This window comes from Aestuariivita sp., assembly GCF_049276915.1.
Classification (GTDB): Bacteria; Pseudomonadota; Alphaproteobacteria; order Rhodobacterales; family Rhodobacteraceae; genus Aestuariivita.
Map to the genome: position 1 here is coordinate 22,404 of NZ_JBASXK010000164.1, position 15,248 is coordinate 37,651.

Annotated in this window: 13 protein-coding genes; 6 read left to right on the forward strand and 7 right to left on the reverse strand. The window is 60.3% G+C overall.

The features are described from left to right. Positions 1 to 197 precede the first annotated feature (197 nt). Positions 198 to 944 (reverse strand): class I SAM-dependent methyltransferase, encoded by a 747-nt coding sequence (locus WAO69_RS17295; protein ID WP_422181440.1) that lies wholly within the window; start codon positions 942 to 944, stop codon positions 198 to 200. Positions 945 to 1,018: 74 nt separating this feature from the next. Here WAO69_RS17295 and gloB point away from each other — a divergent pair, with 74 nt between their 5' ends. The 3 genes from gloB to WAO69_RS17310 all read left to right on the forward strand — a co-directional run bounded on the left by gloB (position 1,019) and on the right by WAO69_RS17310 (position 5,261). Beyond that, the gene (gene gloB, locus WAO69_RS17300; RefSeq protein WP_422181442.1) at positions 1,019 to 1,789 is read left to right on the forward strand and encodes a hydroxyacylglutathione hydrolase; all 771 of its coding nucleotides are present in this window, start codon (positions 1,019 to 1,021) and stop codon (positions 1,787 to 1,789) included. 173 nt (positions 1,790 to 1,962) lie between these two features. After that, complete coding sequence (gene clpA, locus WAO69_RS17305) at positions 1,963 to 4,296, forward strand: ATP-dependent Clp protease ATP-binding subunit ClpA (protein ID WP_422181444.1); 2,334 nt, start codon at positions 1,963 to 1,965, stop codon at positions 4,294 to 4,296. Between the two features lie 119 nt (positions 4,297 to 4,415). Then, entirely contained in the window at positions 4,416 to 5,261 is an 846-nt protein-coding gene (locus WAO69_RS17310) for a M23 family metallopeptidase (RefSeq protein ID WP_422181446.1), read from the forward strand. Here WAO69_RS17310 and WAO69_RS17315 read toward each other — a convergent pair. The 3 genes from WAO69_RS17315 to WAO69_RS17325 form a co-directional block, all read right to left on the reverse strand. Further along, entirely contained in the window at positions 5,258 to 7,048 is a 1,791-nt protein-coding gene (locus WAO69_RS17315; protein ID WP_422181449.1) for a peptidoglycan -binding protein, read from the reverse strand. The two genes, WAO69_RS17310 and WAO69_RS17315, sit on opposite strands and share 4 nt — an antisense overlap. 3 nt (positions 7,049 to 7,051) lie before the next feature. Continuing rightward, positions 7,052 to 8,251, reverse strand: a complete 1,200-nt coding sequence (locus tag WAO69_RS17320) for a biopolymer transporter ExbB (protein ID WP_422181450.1) — start codon at positions 8,249 to 8,251, stop codon at positions 7,052 to 7,054. Positions 8,252 to 8,319: 68 nt separating this feature from the next. Beyond that, complete coding sequence (locus WAO69_RS17325; protein WP_422181452.1) at positions 8,320 to 8,850, reverse strand: gamma-glutamylcyclotransferase; 531 nt, start codon at positions 8,848 to 8,850, stop codon at positions 8,320 to 8,322. 69 nt (positions 8,851 to 8,919) lie between these two features. Between WAO69_RS17325 and WAO69_RS17330 the strand changes: the two genes are divergently transcribed. Continuing rightward, the gene (locus WAO69_RS17330) at positions 8,920 to 9,918 is read left to right on the forward strand and encodes a DUF2125 domain-containing protein (RefSeq protein ID WP_422181454.1); all 999 of its coding nucleotides are present in this window, start codon (positions 8,920 to 8,922) and stop codon (positions 9,916 to 9,918) included. Here the strand turns inward: WAO69_RS17330 and WAO69_RS17335 are convergent. The 3 genes from WAO69_RS17335 to hisC are packed head-to-tail and all read right to left on the reverse strand — an operon-like array spanning position 9,915 to position 12,729. Continuing rightward, on the reverse strand, positions 9,915 to 10,733 hold the full coding sequence (locus WAO69_RS17335) for an extensin family protein (RefSeq protein WP_422181456.1): 819 nt from the start codon (positions 10,731 to 10,733) through the stop codon (positions 9,915 to 9,917). The genes WAO69_RS17330 and WAO69_RS17335 overlap by 4 nt on opposite strands. Further along, positions 10,730 to 11,650: a prephenate/arogenate dehydrogenase family protein gene (locus WAO69_RS17340; protein WP_422181458.1), complete on the reverse strand. Its 921-nt coding sequence runs from the start codon at positions 11,648 to 11,650 to the stop codon at positions 10,730 to 10,732. The genes WAO69_RS17335 and WAO69_RS17340 overlap by 4 nt, the downstream gene beginning before the upstream one ends. Further along, positions 11,647 to 12,729 (reverse strand): histidinol-phosphate transaminase, encoded by a 1,083-nt coding sequence (gene hisC, locus WAO69_RS17345; protein ID WP_422181460.1) that lies wholly within the window; start codon positions 12,727 to 12,729, stop codon positions 11,647 to 11,649. The genes WAO69_RS17340 and hisC overlap by 4 nt, the downstream gene beginning before the upstream one ends. Positions 12,730 to 12,939: 210 nt before the next feature. Between hisC and WAO69_RS17350 the strand changes: the two genes are divergently transcribed. Both WAO69_RS17350 and WAO69_RS17355 read left to right on the forward strand, forming a co-directional pair. Next, a complete protein-coding gene (locus tag WAO69_RS17350; RefSeq protein WP_422181462.1) occupies positions 12,940 to 13,917 on the forward strand; it encodes a lipid A-modifier LpxR family protein in 978 nt (325 codons plus the stop codon). Positions 13,918 to 14,028: 111 nt separating this feature from the next. Beyond that, complete coding sequence (locus WAO69_RS17355) at positions 14,029 to 15,093, forward strand: Hint domain-containing protein (protein ID WP_422181464.1); 1,065 nt, start codon at positions 14,029 to 14,031, stop codon at positions 15,091 to 15,093. Positions 15,094 to 15,248 lie beyond the last annotated feature (155 nt).

Below are 15,248 nucleotides of genomic sequence, written 5' to 3' on the forward strand. Positions count from 1 at the left end.
TTAAAATCAGGGAGCGTGTAGCAGAGGGTTTCAGCCCTCGCAACATGGTATAGCGATAACAGCAAAAGGCACATTTTCATTGATTTCAGTCGCTTAGCCGGGATGCGACCGTTTGCGCCCTCAAAAGCGCCCATATTGTTGCACTTTTTTGGTCAGATTTTACGATTCCCTGCCCTCGAATTGGGCGAAATCAGCTTTCAAGCCGGCTTTGGCACGGGTTTGGCCAGACCCTCCAATACGCCCAGCGGCTTGGCAGCCTCCTTGCGCACCGGAGTGCCACGTCGGTTTTGAACATGTTTGCTCACTTCTATCACAAAAACGCCTCCGGCAAGAATCGCCGGCATGCGCTGGCCCATTTCTTCAAGCAGCGGACCGGATTTCAGCCAGAAGCGGCGCGTCGATGGCAATTGATAGAGAACCGACATGTGCTGTTCGATGGCAAAGTTGTGTTTCTTGAGCTGGCTTTCGAGCTGCCCCAACGTATATGGTCGACCAAAGCCAAACGGTGTACGGTCGCTGCGTGACCACAGGCCGGCGCGGTTGGGCACCACGAACACGGCACGCCCCCCCGGACCCAATGTGCGCCAGCATTCGTCCATGACGATCGAGGGCTGCTCGGAGGTCTCCAGACCATGCATCACGACAAGGCGGTCGATATGGCCGGTTTCCAAAGGCCAGGCGGTTTCGTCCATCAACACCGAAACATTGGGCATGTTGGCAGGCCAGCGCATCACCCCTTGCGGGCCGGGCATCAGAGCTATGACCCGCCGTGCGTCGAGCAGAAACGGGCGCAACAGCGGAACCGCGAACCCGAACCCTGCAACGGTCTGGCCTTTGACATCAGGCCAGAGCTGCACCAACCTGTCTTGCAAAATGCGCTGCGCCGCGCGGCCCAATGTGCTGCGATAGTAAAAGTTACGAAGATCCTGCACATCAAGATGCATTGCGGGTGCCCGGGCTTTGAGCCAAGTTGGCGGAAACAACTGCGTGTAATCTAACAACGAAAAGGCGAAAATCCATGCCTCTTGAGATCATCACCATCCCCTGCCTGTCGGACAACTATGCGTATCTGGCTCATGATGCACAAAGCGGCGACACAGCGGTGATTGATATCCCGGAAGCGGCACCCATACTGAAAGCAGCCGCCAAGCGGGGGTGGAAGATCACCCATGTGCTGGTCACGCATCATCATTGGGATCACGTCGGCGGTCTGGACGAGGTCTTGGCGACCTTCCCCGATGCCCGCGTTTTTGGCGCAAGGGCCGATCTTGAGCGCCTGCCGCCTTTGCACGTGGCGCTTGATGAGGGCGATACGGTGTCAATCGGTGCCGAAACCGGAACCGTCATGGATGTGTCAGGCCACACACTGGGCCATATCGCCTATTACTTCGCGGATTCTGACGTGGTCTTTACCGCAGACAGCTTGATGGCGTTGGGCTGTGGACGGGTGTTTGAAGGTACCAAACCCCAGATGTGGGAAAGCCTGTCCAAGCTCGCAGCCTTGCCCGGCAATACAGTGGTGTGTTCGGGGCATGAATACACGCAGGCAAACGCGCGCTTTGCACTGACCATTGAACCGGACAATCCAGCGCTTATATCCCGGTGCAAGGAGATTGATGCCGCGCGCGCGGCAGGCAATCCCACCGTACCGTCATTGTTATCCGTAGAATTGGACACCAATCCCTTCCTTCGGGCAGCAATTCCTTCTCTTCAGCGTCATCTTGGTATGGATGGCGCGGATCCTTCGCAGGTTTTCGCAGAAATCCGCAGTCGCAAGGACAATTTCTGATGCCCAGTTCGCGCGCACTGTCACAACAATTACAAGAAAAGTGACCGGCTGACGTCAGAAAAAACTTGAAGCGGCCCCGCGATAAACCAAACTCTAAGACATAGGGACAATGATGGTCCCGGGCCTAGTCCGAATGCCCTTGCAAAGGGGCCCAGACAGAAGGAGCACCAAACGTGCCTTCATTCTCGAATACACTTGAGCAGGCAATCCACGCGGCATTGGCACTGGCCAATGAGCGCAGACATGAGTTCGCGACGCTGGAGCATCTGCTTCTGGCGCTGCTGGACGAGCCGGACGCGACGCGGGTCATGAAAGCCTGCAATGTCGACACCGACGAGCTGCGCGCAACGCTGGTTGAATTCGTTGACGAGGACCTGTCGAATCTGGTGACGGATATCGACGGATCGGAAGCCGTGCCAACTGCCGCCTTCCAGCGCGTGATCCAACGCGCAGCCATCCACGTTCAGTCCTCGGGCCGCACCGAGGTCACGGGTGCCAACGTGTTGGTCGCGATCTTTGCAGAGCGCGAATCCAACGCCGCGTACTTCCTGCAGGAACAGGACATGACACGCTATGACGCCGTGAACTTTATCGCGCATGGCGTGGCAAAGAACCCGGCCTATGGCGAAAGCCGCCCGGTCACGGGGGCCACTGACTCGGAAGAAGAGGTCGGCAGCCCGCAAAACGAAGTAACGGACCCGAAAGAAAGCGCGCTTGGCAAATACTGCGTGGATCTGAACGCCAAATCGCGTGAAGGCGACGTTGATCCGCTGATCGGGCGCGCATCGGAAGTCGAACGCTGCATTCAGGTGCTGTGTCGTCGCCGCAAGAACAATCCGCTTCTGGTGGGCGATCCCGGTGTGGGAAAAACCGCGATTGCAGAGGGTCTTGCCCGCAAGATCGTGACCGGCGAAGTGCCCGAAGTGCTGGCCCATGCCACGATCTATTCACTGGATATGGGCGCGCTTCTGGCGGGCACGCGCTATCGCGGGGATTTCGAAGAACGGCTGAAAGCGGTCGTGACCGAGTTGGAAGCGCATCCTGACGCGGTGCTTTTCATCGACGAGATTCACACCGTGATTGGCGCGGGCGCGACATCCGGTGGGGCCATGGATGCGTCCAACCTGCTGAAACCTGCCCTGCAGGGCGGCAAGCTGCGCACAATGGGTTCGACAACCTACAAGGAATTCCGCCAGCATTTCGAAAAGGACCGCGCGCTGAGCCGTCGGTTCCAGAAAATCGATGTGGCAGAGCCGACCGTCGATGACAGCGTGAAAATCCTCAAGGGTCTCAAGCCCTATTTCGAGGATCATCACGGGGTGAAATACACCGCCGATGCGATCAAGACGGCGGTGGAACTCTCCGCGCGCTACATCAATGACCGCAAGTTGCCCGACAAGGCAATCGACGTGATCGACGAAGCCGGCGCGGCACAGCATCTGGTCGCCGAAAGCAAACGCCGCAAGACGATCGGCACCAAGGAGATCGAAGCAGTCGTCGCCAAGATTGCGCGTATTCCACCCAAGAATGTCAGCAAGGACGATGCCGCCGTACTCAAGGATCTTGAAGGCAGCCTCAAGCGGGTTGTCTTCGGTCAGGATGCGGCTATCGACGCCTTGTCCAGCGCGATCAAACTGGCCCGGGCCGGTCTGCGCGAGCCCGAGAAACCGATCGGGAACTATCTGTTTGCAGGCCCCACCGGCGTCGGCAAGACCGAAGTGGCACGGCAGCTGGCGGATACGCTGGGTGTGGAACTGCTGCGGTTTGACATGTCGGAATACATGGAGAAACACGCCGTTTCCCGTCTGATCGGTGCGCCTCCGGGCTATGTCGGATTTGATCAGGGCGGCATGCTTACGGATGGTGTGGACCAGCATCCGCATTGTGTCCTGCTGCTGGACGAGATCGAGAAAGCGCACCCGGATGTCTATAACATCCTGCTGCAGGTCATGGATCACGGCAAACTGACTGATCACAACGGGCGCACTGTGGATTTCCGCAATGTGGTGCTGATCATGACGTCGAATGCCGGTGCCGCCGAACAGGCGAAAGAAGCCATCGGATTCGGACGTGACCGGCGCACGGGGGAAGACACCGCCGCGATCGAACGCCAGTTCACACCGGAATTCCGCAACCGTCTGGACGCGGTCATCTCTTTTGGTGCCCTGCCCAAAGAGGTTATCCTGCAGGTGGTCGAGAAATTCGTCATGCAACTGGAGGCCCAGTTAATGGATCGCGGTGTGACCATCGAACTGACCCGTCCTGCTGCCGAATGGCTTGCTGACAAGGGCTATGACGACAAGATGGGCGCACGTCCTTTGGGCCGTGTAATCCAGGAGTACATCAAAAAACCGCTGGCCGAAGAACTGCTCTTTGGAAAGCTGGCCAAGGGTGGCCTGGTGAAGGTTGGCGTCAAGAACGGAGCCTTGGATCTCAAGGTCGAAGGCCCGCAGAACCCGCGCATTACCGGATCAGGAGACAAACCGCCCCTCTTGACTGCGGATTGATGCGCGCGGCCTTCGCCGCTTTGCTAACATCGCTCGCCGGGCCCGCCCTGGCGAGCGATTTTTCCTTGTCACTCCCGGTCGATTGCACCTTGGGTGAGACCTGCCACATCCAGCAATTCATGGACCGTGATCCGGGGCCAGATGCACAGGATTTCACCTGCGGCCCGCTCAGCTATGATGGGCACAAGGGCACGGATTTCGCCCTTTCGACATTCGCTGAAATGAATGCAGGGGTCGATGTGCTGGCCGCTGCTCCGGGCGTGGTGACGGGTGTGCGCGACGGAATGGCCGATCTTCTCTATACGCCTGAGCGCTCGGCCGAGATTGACGGGCGCGACTGCGGAAACGGGCTTGTCATCGATCATGGTGAAGGTTGGGTGACGCAATACTGCCACCTCAAGAAAGGAACCGTCGCCGTTGCCCGCGGTGCCCGCGTTGAAAAAGGCGACCGCCTTGGTGAGATCGGGCTGAGCGGGCGCACACAGTTTCCACATCTGCATCTGAGTGTCCGGAAAGATGGGCGCGAGATCGACCCGTTCGGGACTCAAGACACCAACACCTGCTCCTTGCCCTTGGCGGGCGAAACGGCGCTTTGGACCACACCGATACCCTATACACCCGGGGCGATCATGACCTTGGGCTTCAGTGAAATGATACCGGATTATGACGCCGTGCAGGCTGGAACGGCATCCAGCACCATCACGCCAGAGTCGCCCGCTTTCGTGCTTTATGCCTTCGCCTTTGGTAGCAGGAGCGGCGATCGGCTGGTTCTGTCGGTCGACGGACCAGAGGGAACGCTGTTCAGCCAGGACATCACGCTGGAGCGGACACAGGCCCGGTTCTTTCGTGCCACCGGAAAGCGGCGCAGCGCACCTTGGCCCCGTGGGATCTATGAGGGCAGCGCGCTGCTTATCCGGGACGATCGGGTGATCGACAGTGCGGACATCAAGATCAGCGTCGATTAGCGTTCCGTCAGTTTCAGCTCGATCCGCCGGTTCTGCGCACGGGCTGTATCCGTGTCATCCGGGTTCAACGGCTGGAATTCTCCAAAACCGTTCGCCGCAAGACGCTCAGGCGGGATACCCTGTTCCTGGGCCATGTAGCGCACGACGGACAGCGCGCGCGCCTGACTGAGTTCCCAGTTATCAGCAAACTCTCCGAACCCCGAAAGCGGCGTGTTGTCGGTGTGCCCGTCCACACGGATCAGCCAGTCGATATCATCAGGGATTTCGGTGGAAATTTCGCGCAACAGTCCGGCAATACTTTGGATCTCGGCCCGGCCTTCCACAGACAGATCGGCGCTACCGGGGGCAAACAGGACTTCGGAAGAAAAGACAAACCGGTCGCCGACAATGCGCACGCGATCCTGACCGCTGAGCACCTCACGCAAGCGGCCAAAAAACTCCGAGCGATAGCGTTCCAGATCCTTGGCCTGAGCCGCAAGCTCGATGGCCTCCTGCTCCAGACGTGCGCGTTCAGCCTCCTCCAGCTGGCGGCGCATGCGCTCTTCGGACGCAACCCGCGCAAGGGCTGTGTTGAGTTCAGAGCCAAGGGACTCCAGTTGAACCTGAGCTTCACTGTCACGCGCCCGAGCTTCATCCAGAAGAGACTGCAATCCGCTAAGCTGCGATCGCAGTGCCGCGACCTGTTGATTGAGAAGCGCCATTTCACGCTGGCTCTCGGCCGTGGCGGCCTCTTCCAGGGAAAGCGCCGCATTGGCGGTAGCCAGCAAGGCCGCGCGCTGCTGGGCCAGTGTCATCTGTTCGGTCAGTTCAGCCTGTGCCGCCTCTTGCTGAGCCAGTGCCGCAAGAAGGCGCGCGCGCAGGGCTTCCTGGTCGGACAAGGCGGTGTCCAATTGCGCCTGAAGTTCCGCGCCTTGTGTGCGCACGGCTTCGGCCTCTGTCAAAGCGCCCAGCAACCGGGCATCCAGATCCTCACGGGCGGCCTCTGCAGCGGCCAGCAGGGTCAGCGTGTCTTCGGCCTGCTTGCGCTGCGCCTCCAGCGCCAGGGTCATGGCCGTCAGTTCAGCGTTGGAGTCCTGCAGACGCGCGCGCAGGGCTTCGGCGGCGGCGGCTTCGGCCAGACGCGCGGCCTCCTCGTCGCTGAGCTGGGACTCAAGATCGCCAATGCGCGCCTGCGCTTCGCTCTGCCCGGCCTCAAGATCCGCGACCAGCGCTTCAAGGGCTTCCCGGCGCGCTGCCGCCAATCGCGCGGCTTCGCTTTGGGCGTCGATTTCAGTGCGCGACTGGGCAAGCGCCAGGTTCAGCGCCTCCTGTTCAGACAAAAGCCTGTCGCGTTGGGTTTCAAGCTCTGCAATCGCACCCTGCGCCCTGTTCTGATCCGCAAGCAACGCGGCAACCTGCGCTTCAAAGCTGGTGATCTGCGTCTGGGCCTGCGCCAACGCAGCATCCTGCGCATCGCGCTCCCCCCGCAAGGCCGCAATCAAGGAAGACTGCTGCTCCAGAGTGGCCTGCGCGTCACCAAGCGTGGCGGTCAATGCGCCCACGCGCGTTTCAAGCTCACCTGACCTTGTTTCTTCAAGGCCCAATGCCAAGGCCAAGGCGCTGACTTCGGCAGAAAGCGCGTCAAGCTCGCTTTCCTGCCCGGTGATCGTTTCGCGCAGCACGAACTGAACCACCATGAAGATGGTCAGCACGAACATCAGAACCAGCAAGAGTCCAGTCATCGCATCCACGAAACCCGGCCAGATGGAACTTTGAAACCGTTGCCCTGTGCGCCGCGAAAGGGCCATGGCTCAGCCCTCCTCTGACGTGGCCGGCGGCTTCATGGGACGCGCACGCCCGGGGCTGGACTGGCTCTGGGCGATCAATCGCACCGCAGTATCGATTTCCTTGTGCAGCAGCGCGAGGGTCTCCTGGCGTCCGGCAGAAATCTCTTCGAGGATACGCAGCATCTGCACATCGATCGAGCGCAGACGCATGCGGCTTTCCGCATCGATCCCGTCGCCGCTGTTTTGCGAGACAGCATCGATCAACCGTTCCTGCCCTTCGACCATCCGGTCTATGGCATCCACGGCGCGATGGTCTCCGTCCATCTTGTCTACAAGGTTGCCAACCGCATCCACCAGCCGACCCAGCCGCATTTCCAGCATGCCAAGGTTCACATCGGACTTGGCGTACATCTGTTGCAGCACATCCATCTGTTCGGACATCTGCTCCAACACAGCATCGACCATGCCCGCATCCGATCCGCCCTCATCGCCAGAGGCATATCCGACGCGGGTGATCGAGGATAACCATTCCTCAAGCTCCCGGTAGAACCGGTTCTGACCGTGCCCGGCGAAAAGCTCAAGCAGACCGACAACAAGTGATCCGGCCAGACCCAGCAGAGATGAGGCAAATGCCACACCCATGCCACCCAACTGCGCCTCAAGGCCTGTCATGAGGCGGTTGAAAACCTCGACACCGGCCTCGCCGTCTTGCGGGGCAAGGCTGCGGATCGTATCGACAACGGCAGGAACCGTCGTCGCCAGCCCGTAGAATGTGCCCAAAAGGCCCAGGAAAACCAGAAGATTAACGATGTAACGCGTGATCTCACGGGCCTCGTCTATCCGCTGGGCTACGGAATCCAGGATCGAACGTGACGATGTGCTGTTGATTTGCATCCGCGCCCCTCGCGAGCGCAGCAAAGACGCCAACGGGGCCAGAAGCTGGGGTGCGCTGCCCTCAGGTGCGGTCTCGGTCGCAGCAAAGCGTTCGATCCAGCGCACCGAGCCGATCAGCGTGAAAACCTGCCAGAAACAGGCCAAAACGCCGATGACAAAGACGAAGGCAATGAAGGAATTCAGATAAGGATTGGCCTCGAACACCGGCAATACGCGCGGCAGCGCAAGAAACGCGCCAGCCGCGGAGAGACCCAGCACCAGCAGCATCGACACGATCTGCCGGACTGGTTGTGAAAACTGAGGACGCGCCTCACGATTTGGGTTCGCCATAGGCTCCTGCCTGAACCTCATCTGCTCTGGGATTGACAGTATCGCCAAACTCCAGTGCAGCCAAGGCCTTATGCCGTAAGTTGACGCACCCTTTGGGCCAACCAGTCCAGATCAGGGTCATGCAGCCCGATCTCGGTCAGATGCGAGGCAGTGTTGAACAGATATTCGGTGTTTGGACCACGATCGCCGACCGCATGGGCGATGATCTGCGCCTGCTCTTCCAGTGGCAGCGCTCCGCAATACTGCACATGGGCAGGGTCAATCACATAGGTGACGGCGGTGATCTCTGTGCCAGTGTCCAGTTGCACGCTCAGCATCTTTTCCAGATAAGCCGACGAGATCAGTTCGCGCTCGCGCAGATAGGCCAGCGTGTCATCCTCGCGCCCGTCTGCAACGCGCATGGCCATGCCGCGACACAAGGCGCCGTCAACCGCGTCCAGCGCCAGAACCAGCCCGGGTTTTTCGACGCTGCCACGGTGGTGAATCGAAGACATGCAGAATGATCGGGCATAGCCGCGCAGGGTGCCCAGACACATGTCGGCCACATCAAAACCGGGGTTCCACAAAAGCGAACCGTATCCGAATACCCACATTGTCATCGTGTCTGGTCCTTGTCTGATGAGGCTTGTAAACACCAAACGGGAAGCATGCGAAAGGTCAGGAAAGCGATGCGTTTGCTGAAATGGGTCTTGGTTTTGGTGCTGATGTGGTCGCTTTATTGGGCCGGGGCCGGATGGTGGGTTCAAAACGGCGTGGCACGCTGGTTTGACACGCAAGAGGCACGTGGCTGGCAAGCTGACTATGCTGAGCTGTCGCTGACCGGCTACCCCTCTCGCCATGTGACAACCATCAAGGCACCTGCGCTGGCTGATCCCGGCACTGGCGCGGCATGGCAGGCAGAGAGCCTCGTGATCGACAGCCGCGCGATCTGGCCCGGTCATGTTACGTTGCGATTTGCCGATGCGCCTCAGCTTTTGTCATATTTCGAGCAGACCTTGAGCATTGTCACAGAAGGCTTGGTGGCCGATCTGCGCCTGAAGCCCGGTCTGGCGCTTGAGCTTGACTCCATGTCACTCACGTCGGGTCCGTGGTCCCTGAGCGAGGAAGGCGAACCGCTGGCACGCGCCCAGACGCTGACCCTGTCCACCGTGCAACAGGACAGTCCCGAGACATATTCGGTTACTGCGCGCGCCGAAGCCTTTGCGCCCGGCGAGCGGTTGCGCGACGTGGCGCGTATCTCCAAGACGTTGCCGGAAGCGTTTGAAGTCTTTGAGCTGGAAGCAACGATCACCTGGGACAAGCCTTGGGATCGCAGCGCTCTGGAGGCCGCCCGCCCCCAGCCACGGCTAGTCGATCTTCGTCTGGCCGAGGCGAAATGGGGGGCTTTGCGGCTTTTGGCGGCGGGGTCGTTCACTGTGGATGACGAGGGCATTCCCGAGGGCACCATAACGATCAAGGCCGAGAATTGGCGCGATATGCTGGCCATTGCGCAAGAAGCAGGTGTGTTGCCAGAACAGGCGGTGAACCCGGTCGAGCGTGCGCTCAGTATGCTAGAAGGTCTGGGTGGCAATCCCAATGCGCTGGATTTGCGACTGAATTTGCGCGGCGGTGCTGTGGCCCTCGGGCCTCTGCCGCTGGGACCGGCCCCCCGCTTGATCCTGCGTTAGCGGCAGAAGGGTCCGGATCGGTAGCTGGCCGTATCGAAATGGAAATGATCGCGGTGAAAGCGGTCGCTGTCCGGCCCCAGCACCGTGCCGAACGGACCGCAGGCGGTCTTGTGCATCTTGCGCATGGCGGTGCGGTATCCGCGGGCGTTCCAGTGTTCCAGAACCGTGATCACCTCGCCATCGTCCATCTTGAAGCCCGAGATGTCGATGGCACGCCCCTTGCCGTGCTCTGAAATGCGTGCACCGGGCTGGTTGTTTCGGGTCCGGCAAGCGTAATGCGCCGCGACGCGCAGTTGTTCGACCCGCCCTTTTGTCCGCAACGCAGGTTGGACGCCGTTCTTGACCCAGCGATTGAGGGCTTTTGCCGTGTTACAATCCATCAGGGCCTGCTGGCTGAGCGAAACGCCCGCGACCGAGCGGATACGCACCGCATCCGAAATACCGCATCCGCTGATGCGGCCCGGCACCAGCCCTACCACCTCGCCCTGGATTTCCGGCGTACCGCAGACCATGCCCCGACGCGCCTGACGATTGCGCGACATGGCCTCCTGTCCGACAGACGGCGGACGCGAGAACGGGCGCAGCGATTGCATGAGGCCCACCCCCGCAAACGATGATTGCGTCGAGGTGGCAACGATCTGTTGCGATGCAGGGCGCGCATTCGGGCGCAACACTGGCGGTGTGGGCAAGATCACAGCGCCGGGATGCGCGACGGCGCGCGGCTGGGGTCGTATGGAACTGTCGGGGGCCTTGGCAAGCGCCGGCGTCAGGGTGAGCAGCGCGCATAGAACCAGCCAGGGCGTCCGCATCATCATGGGCGTGAGCCTCCGCGTCCGAAATTGGGGGCGTCGGTATCCTGACCTGCCTCGATGATCCCGCGCCTGATCGCGCGCGTTCGGGTAAAATACGCATGCAGGTGATCACCGTCTCCGGTCCGAATGGCGCGCTGAAGCGCGAACAGCTCTTCGGTGAACCGCCCGAGAATTTCGAGCGTGGCATCCTTGTTACTGAGGAACACATCGCGCCACATGGTCGGATCGGATGCGGCGATACGGGTGAAATCCCGAAAGCCGGCCGCGGAATACTTGATCACTTCGCTATCGGTGACGCGGCGCAGATCATCGGCCACACCCACCATGGTATAGGCAATCAGGTGCGGCGCATGGCTGGTGACGGCCAGAACCAGATCATGGTGATCGGCGTCCATCTCATCCACGTTGGCCCCCATGGAAAGCCAAAGCTCGCGCAGGCGCTCTATCGCGTCTGGGTCGGTACCCTCGACCGGAACCAGCAGACACCAGCGATTGTCAAAGAGTTCCGCGAAACCTGAGCGCGGGCCGGAATGTTCGGTCCCGGCCAAGGGATGGGCGGGAACGAAATGCACGTTTTGCGGCAGATAGGGGCCAACCATCTCGATCACATGGCGTTTGACCGAACCGACATCCGTCACGGTCGCACCGGGTTTGAGAGCACCGGCAATCTCGGCAGCTACATCACCCATGGCCCCGACCGGGACGCAAAGCACGATGAGGTCAGCGCCTTCAACCGCCTCAAGGGCGCTCTCGCAGACGCGATCACACAGACCGATATCACGTGCCGTATCGCGGGTTTCCCTTGAGCGCGCATAGCCGGTCACCTCACCAGCCAGACCGCCCCGCTTGATGGCCCAGAACATCGACGATGCGATCAGCCCAAGCCCGATCAGGGCAACGCGTTCATAAATCACGCTCATGACGCGCCCCGAAACGCGCCCAAGGCCGCCAGAACACGTGTGTTGTCCTCGGGCCGGCCCACCGTGATGCGCAATGCATCCGCAAAGCCGTATCCCTTGACGATCCGCACCAGGATTCCCGCACGCTTGAGATGGGCATTGGCCGCCAGTGCCTCTGCCTCATCCGAAAAGCGCGCCAGAACGAAATTGGCAAAGCTTTCGTCACAGGCGATCCCAAGTTGATGCAGGCCGCCGGTAAGGCGGGCGCGCTCATCCGCATTCACCTGCCGACACCGGGTTACAAACTCCTGGTCCCGCACGGCCGCCTCGGCTCCCGCAAGTGCCAGACCGGACATGTTGAACGGGCCGCGGATGCGGTTCAGCACATCCATGATCTCTTGGGAGGCATAGCCCCATCCGACACGCAAACCACCTAGCCCGTAGATCTTTGAAAAGGTGCGCGTCATCACGACATTCTCGCGCTCTGAGACCAGAGCGCTGCCCCCGTCATAGCCCTCCACGAACTCGGCATAGGCACCATCCAGAACCAGCAGACATTGATCCGGCAAGGCATCGGCCAGACGCGTGACCTCGTCCTGCGGTATCATCGTACCCGCAGGATTGGCGGGGTTGGCCAGATACACCAGCCGTGTCGCGGGCGTCAGTGCAGAAATCAGAGCGTCGACATCCACCCTGCGCCCGTCTTCTGCGGCCACGACAGGCGTGGCCCCCACAGCAAGGGCAATGATGCGATAAAGTGAAAACCCGTGTTCGGGATACAGCACCTCATCCCCTGGCCCGGCGTAGGCCTGGGCCAGCAATGTCAGGATCTCGTCCGAGCCGACACCGATGATCAGACGATCAGGATCAAGCCCATGCACCTCACCTATGGCCCTGCGCAATGCCGCGTGATCGGTAGAGGGATAGCGATGCACCTTGGCCGCTGAGTCGGCGATCGCCCTGACAGACACGTCGCTGGGCCCGAAAGGGTTTTCGTTCGAGGACAGCTTGAGAACATCTGCGACGCCATCAATATGGGACTCTCCGCCCTGATAGAGCGCGATCTCCATGATCCCGGGTTGTGGCGTCATTACAGTCATTTTCATCCCCCTGTGTCGCAGGTTCTAGCGTCGACACCCGACCCTGACCAGCCTCAAGGCGCCACGGGCGAACAATTGAAGCTGCGCGACGCAAATTTCGCTGCCAAGCCGACAACTTGCCCAAACTGTTGCAGACTTGCACTAGCTCTTTCTTCAGGGATTCGGTATCCAGAGACTGCCCGGGGGGGCACGGAACGGGAATGTACCGGGATGCTTCGAACCTTTGCGCTGACGCTTTGCGCGGCGCTTCTGGCTTTCTTCCCTGGGGCGGCCACTGCACAGGACGATCCGCGCTTTGAAGCGGTACAGACCGCTTCGGGGCCGTTTGGGCTGTTGGGTTCAAGGCAGCTTTTGGGCTATGGCCGGCTGACGACCAACGACCTGTTCGGCGATACGGAGGACCGGTGGCGCACCGGCTCGATCACCACATCGCGCCTCTGGGGCCATGGCTGGAACGGCAGCCTTCCCTCGAATTTCGGCGAGATGATCGAACTGCGCCTGCAGGGTCAGATCATCGCGCCCGACAACCTTCAGAGGTTCGATCCGACAGACCGGCCATGGGCAGGCGCATTATCCGTTGGTCTGCACACGCATTTCATGATGGGTGAAACCGAAATGGCGGTCGGCGGCGATATGGTGATTATCGGCCCGCAGACCCATCTGGATGATTTTCAGGAAGCTTTTCATAAGCTTATCAATGTTCAGTCCCCAAATGACGCCGTTCTGAACAACCAGATCGGGAACAAGATCCGCCCTACCCTCGTGATGGAAGCCGCGCGCAGCTACCGCTGGACTGACAAAGCAGAACTGCGCCCCTTTGCAGAAGGACGCGCGGGCGACGAAACTCTGGTGCGTGTCGGTGCGGACATGACCTTCGGGATCATGGGGCTGGGCGAATTGCTGGTGCGTGAAAATGTCAGCGGCCAGCGCTATCGCACGATCAAGAACGACGACAACGGTTTTTCCGTCGTCCTCGGGGCCGACATCGCCCATGTGTTTGACAGCGTCTATCTGCCCCAGGAGCGCGGCTTTCAAGTTGTCCAGCAGCGCGAGCGCGCCCGGTTCGGGATGCAATGGCAAAATGAGGGAACGGGGGTGTTTTACGGGCTGACGTGGCTTGGACGCGAATTCGAGGGTCAACAAGACAGCCAGTTCATCGGCTCGGTGAAGCTGGATATCCGCTGGTAAGCAAAAAAAGAGTGGGTGTTTGCAGGAAACACTTTGATCTGCGAATCACCTTTGTTAACGATTGAGACACAATAAAAAACGATAAAAACAATATAGGCAGGCATACAGGCAATGAGAGCGGGCTTTACAGGCACGTTCGTCATCTCCTGGTCGCAAACGGAAATCGACGGTCTTGAGGCCGCGTCAATGAACGCGTTGACCGTTGGATCATCTTGGGCGTGGCGCGGTGACGCGCTGCGTGTGGATGGACCATCAGATGTTTTGCGACTTGAACGAACGGATGGCGATGCCAATCTGCGCAAGCGCGCAACACATATGGTGCGACGACTCGTCGGCGCGGCCATGACCCACAAGTCGAACATTGACGATGTCGATGTGAGCGAGCCATTGATGGACAGCCACTTCGTGGTGACCGACGGTCGCGAGAGCTATACCATAACCGTGATCGAAACCGGGCCGGCGTCTCAGCCATTGTTGATGTTTCTCAACGCGATTCCCCCGCGGGGGACGGATCTGTGGATCGTGCACCAATCCCTGGGCACGCAGGTCGCGCGTCCGGTCAGCGGGGCACAGGGTGGCGTGATCTGTTTCACGCCCGGCACACGGATCTCAACTCCGGACGGCGCGCGCCCAATCGAAGAGTTGCGCGAAGGCGACCGGATCATGACCCGCGACAGCGGACCCCAGGACATCATGTGGATCGGCAAGCGCCGCATGACGGGCGCTCGGATGTTCGTGATGCCCGAATTGCGCCCGATCCGCTTTCGCCCCGGCGCATTGGGGATCGAGCGGCCCGATCAGGAGCTTTTGGTGTCCCCCGAGCATCGGATGCTGATCCGCGGACATGTGGCGCGCTCCCTTTTCAACACCCCCGAAGTTCTGGTGCCTGCGCGGGATCTTGTGAACGGCTCGAACATCTTTGTCGATCTGCAGGTGCGCGAGGTAGAGTACATCCATTTGCTTTTGCCGCACCATCAGGTGATCTGGGCCAATGGAGTCGAAGCCGAGAGCTTTCATCCTGCAAGCGCCGCCCTGAGCGCCTTGACAGAGGGCGATCGCGCCAGGTTGTTGCGCAAACTGCCCGGCATGGAGATCAATCCGCATGTCTATGGCGATTATGCGCGGCGCAACCTGTCGGCATCCGAAGCCGCCATTCTGATGCATGAGGCCGCCTAACGACGGGATCGGGGGCGCTGCCCCCGTCCCTTCGGGACTCCCCCGGGGTATTTTCGACCAGAAAGAGGCAGCTTGCGGCGTGCCCGGCAAACGCCATTGACACCGTATCTGCACCGTCTATAAGCGCGGCTTCATTGGTGTTGGTGGACCTTGCA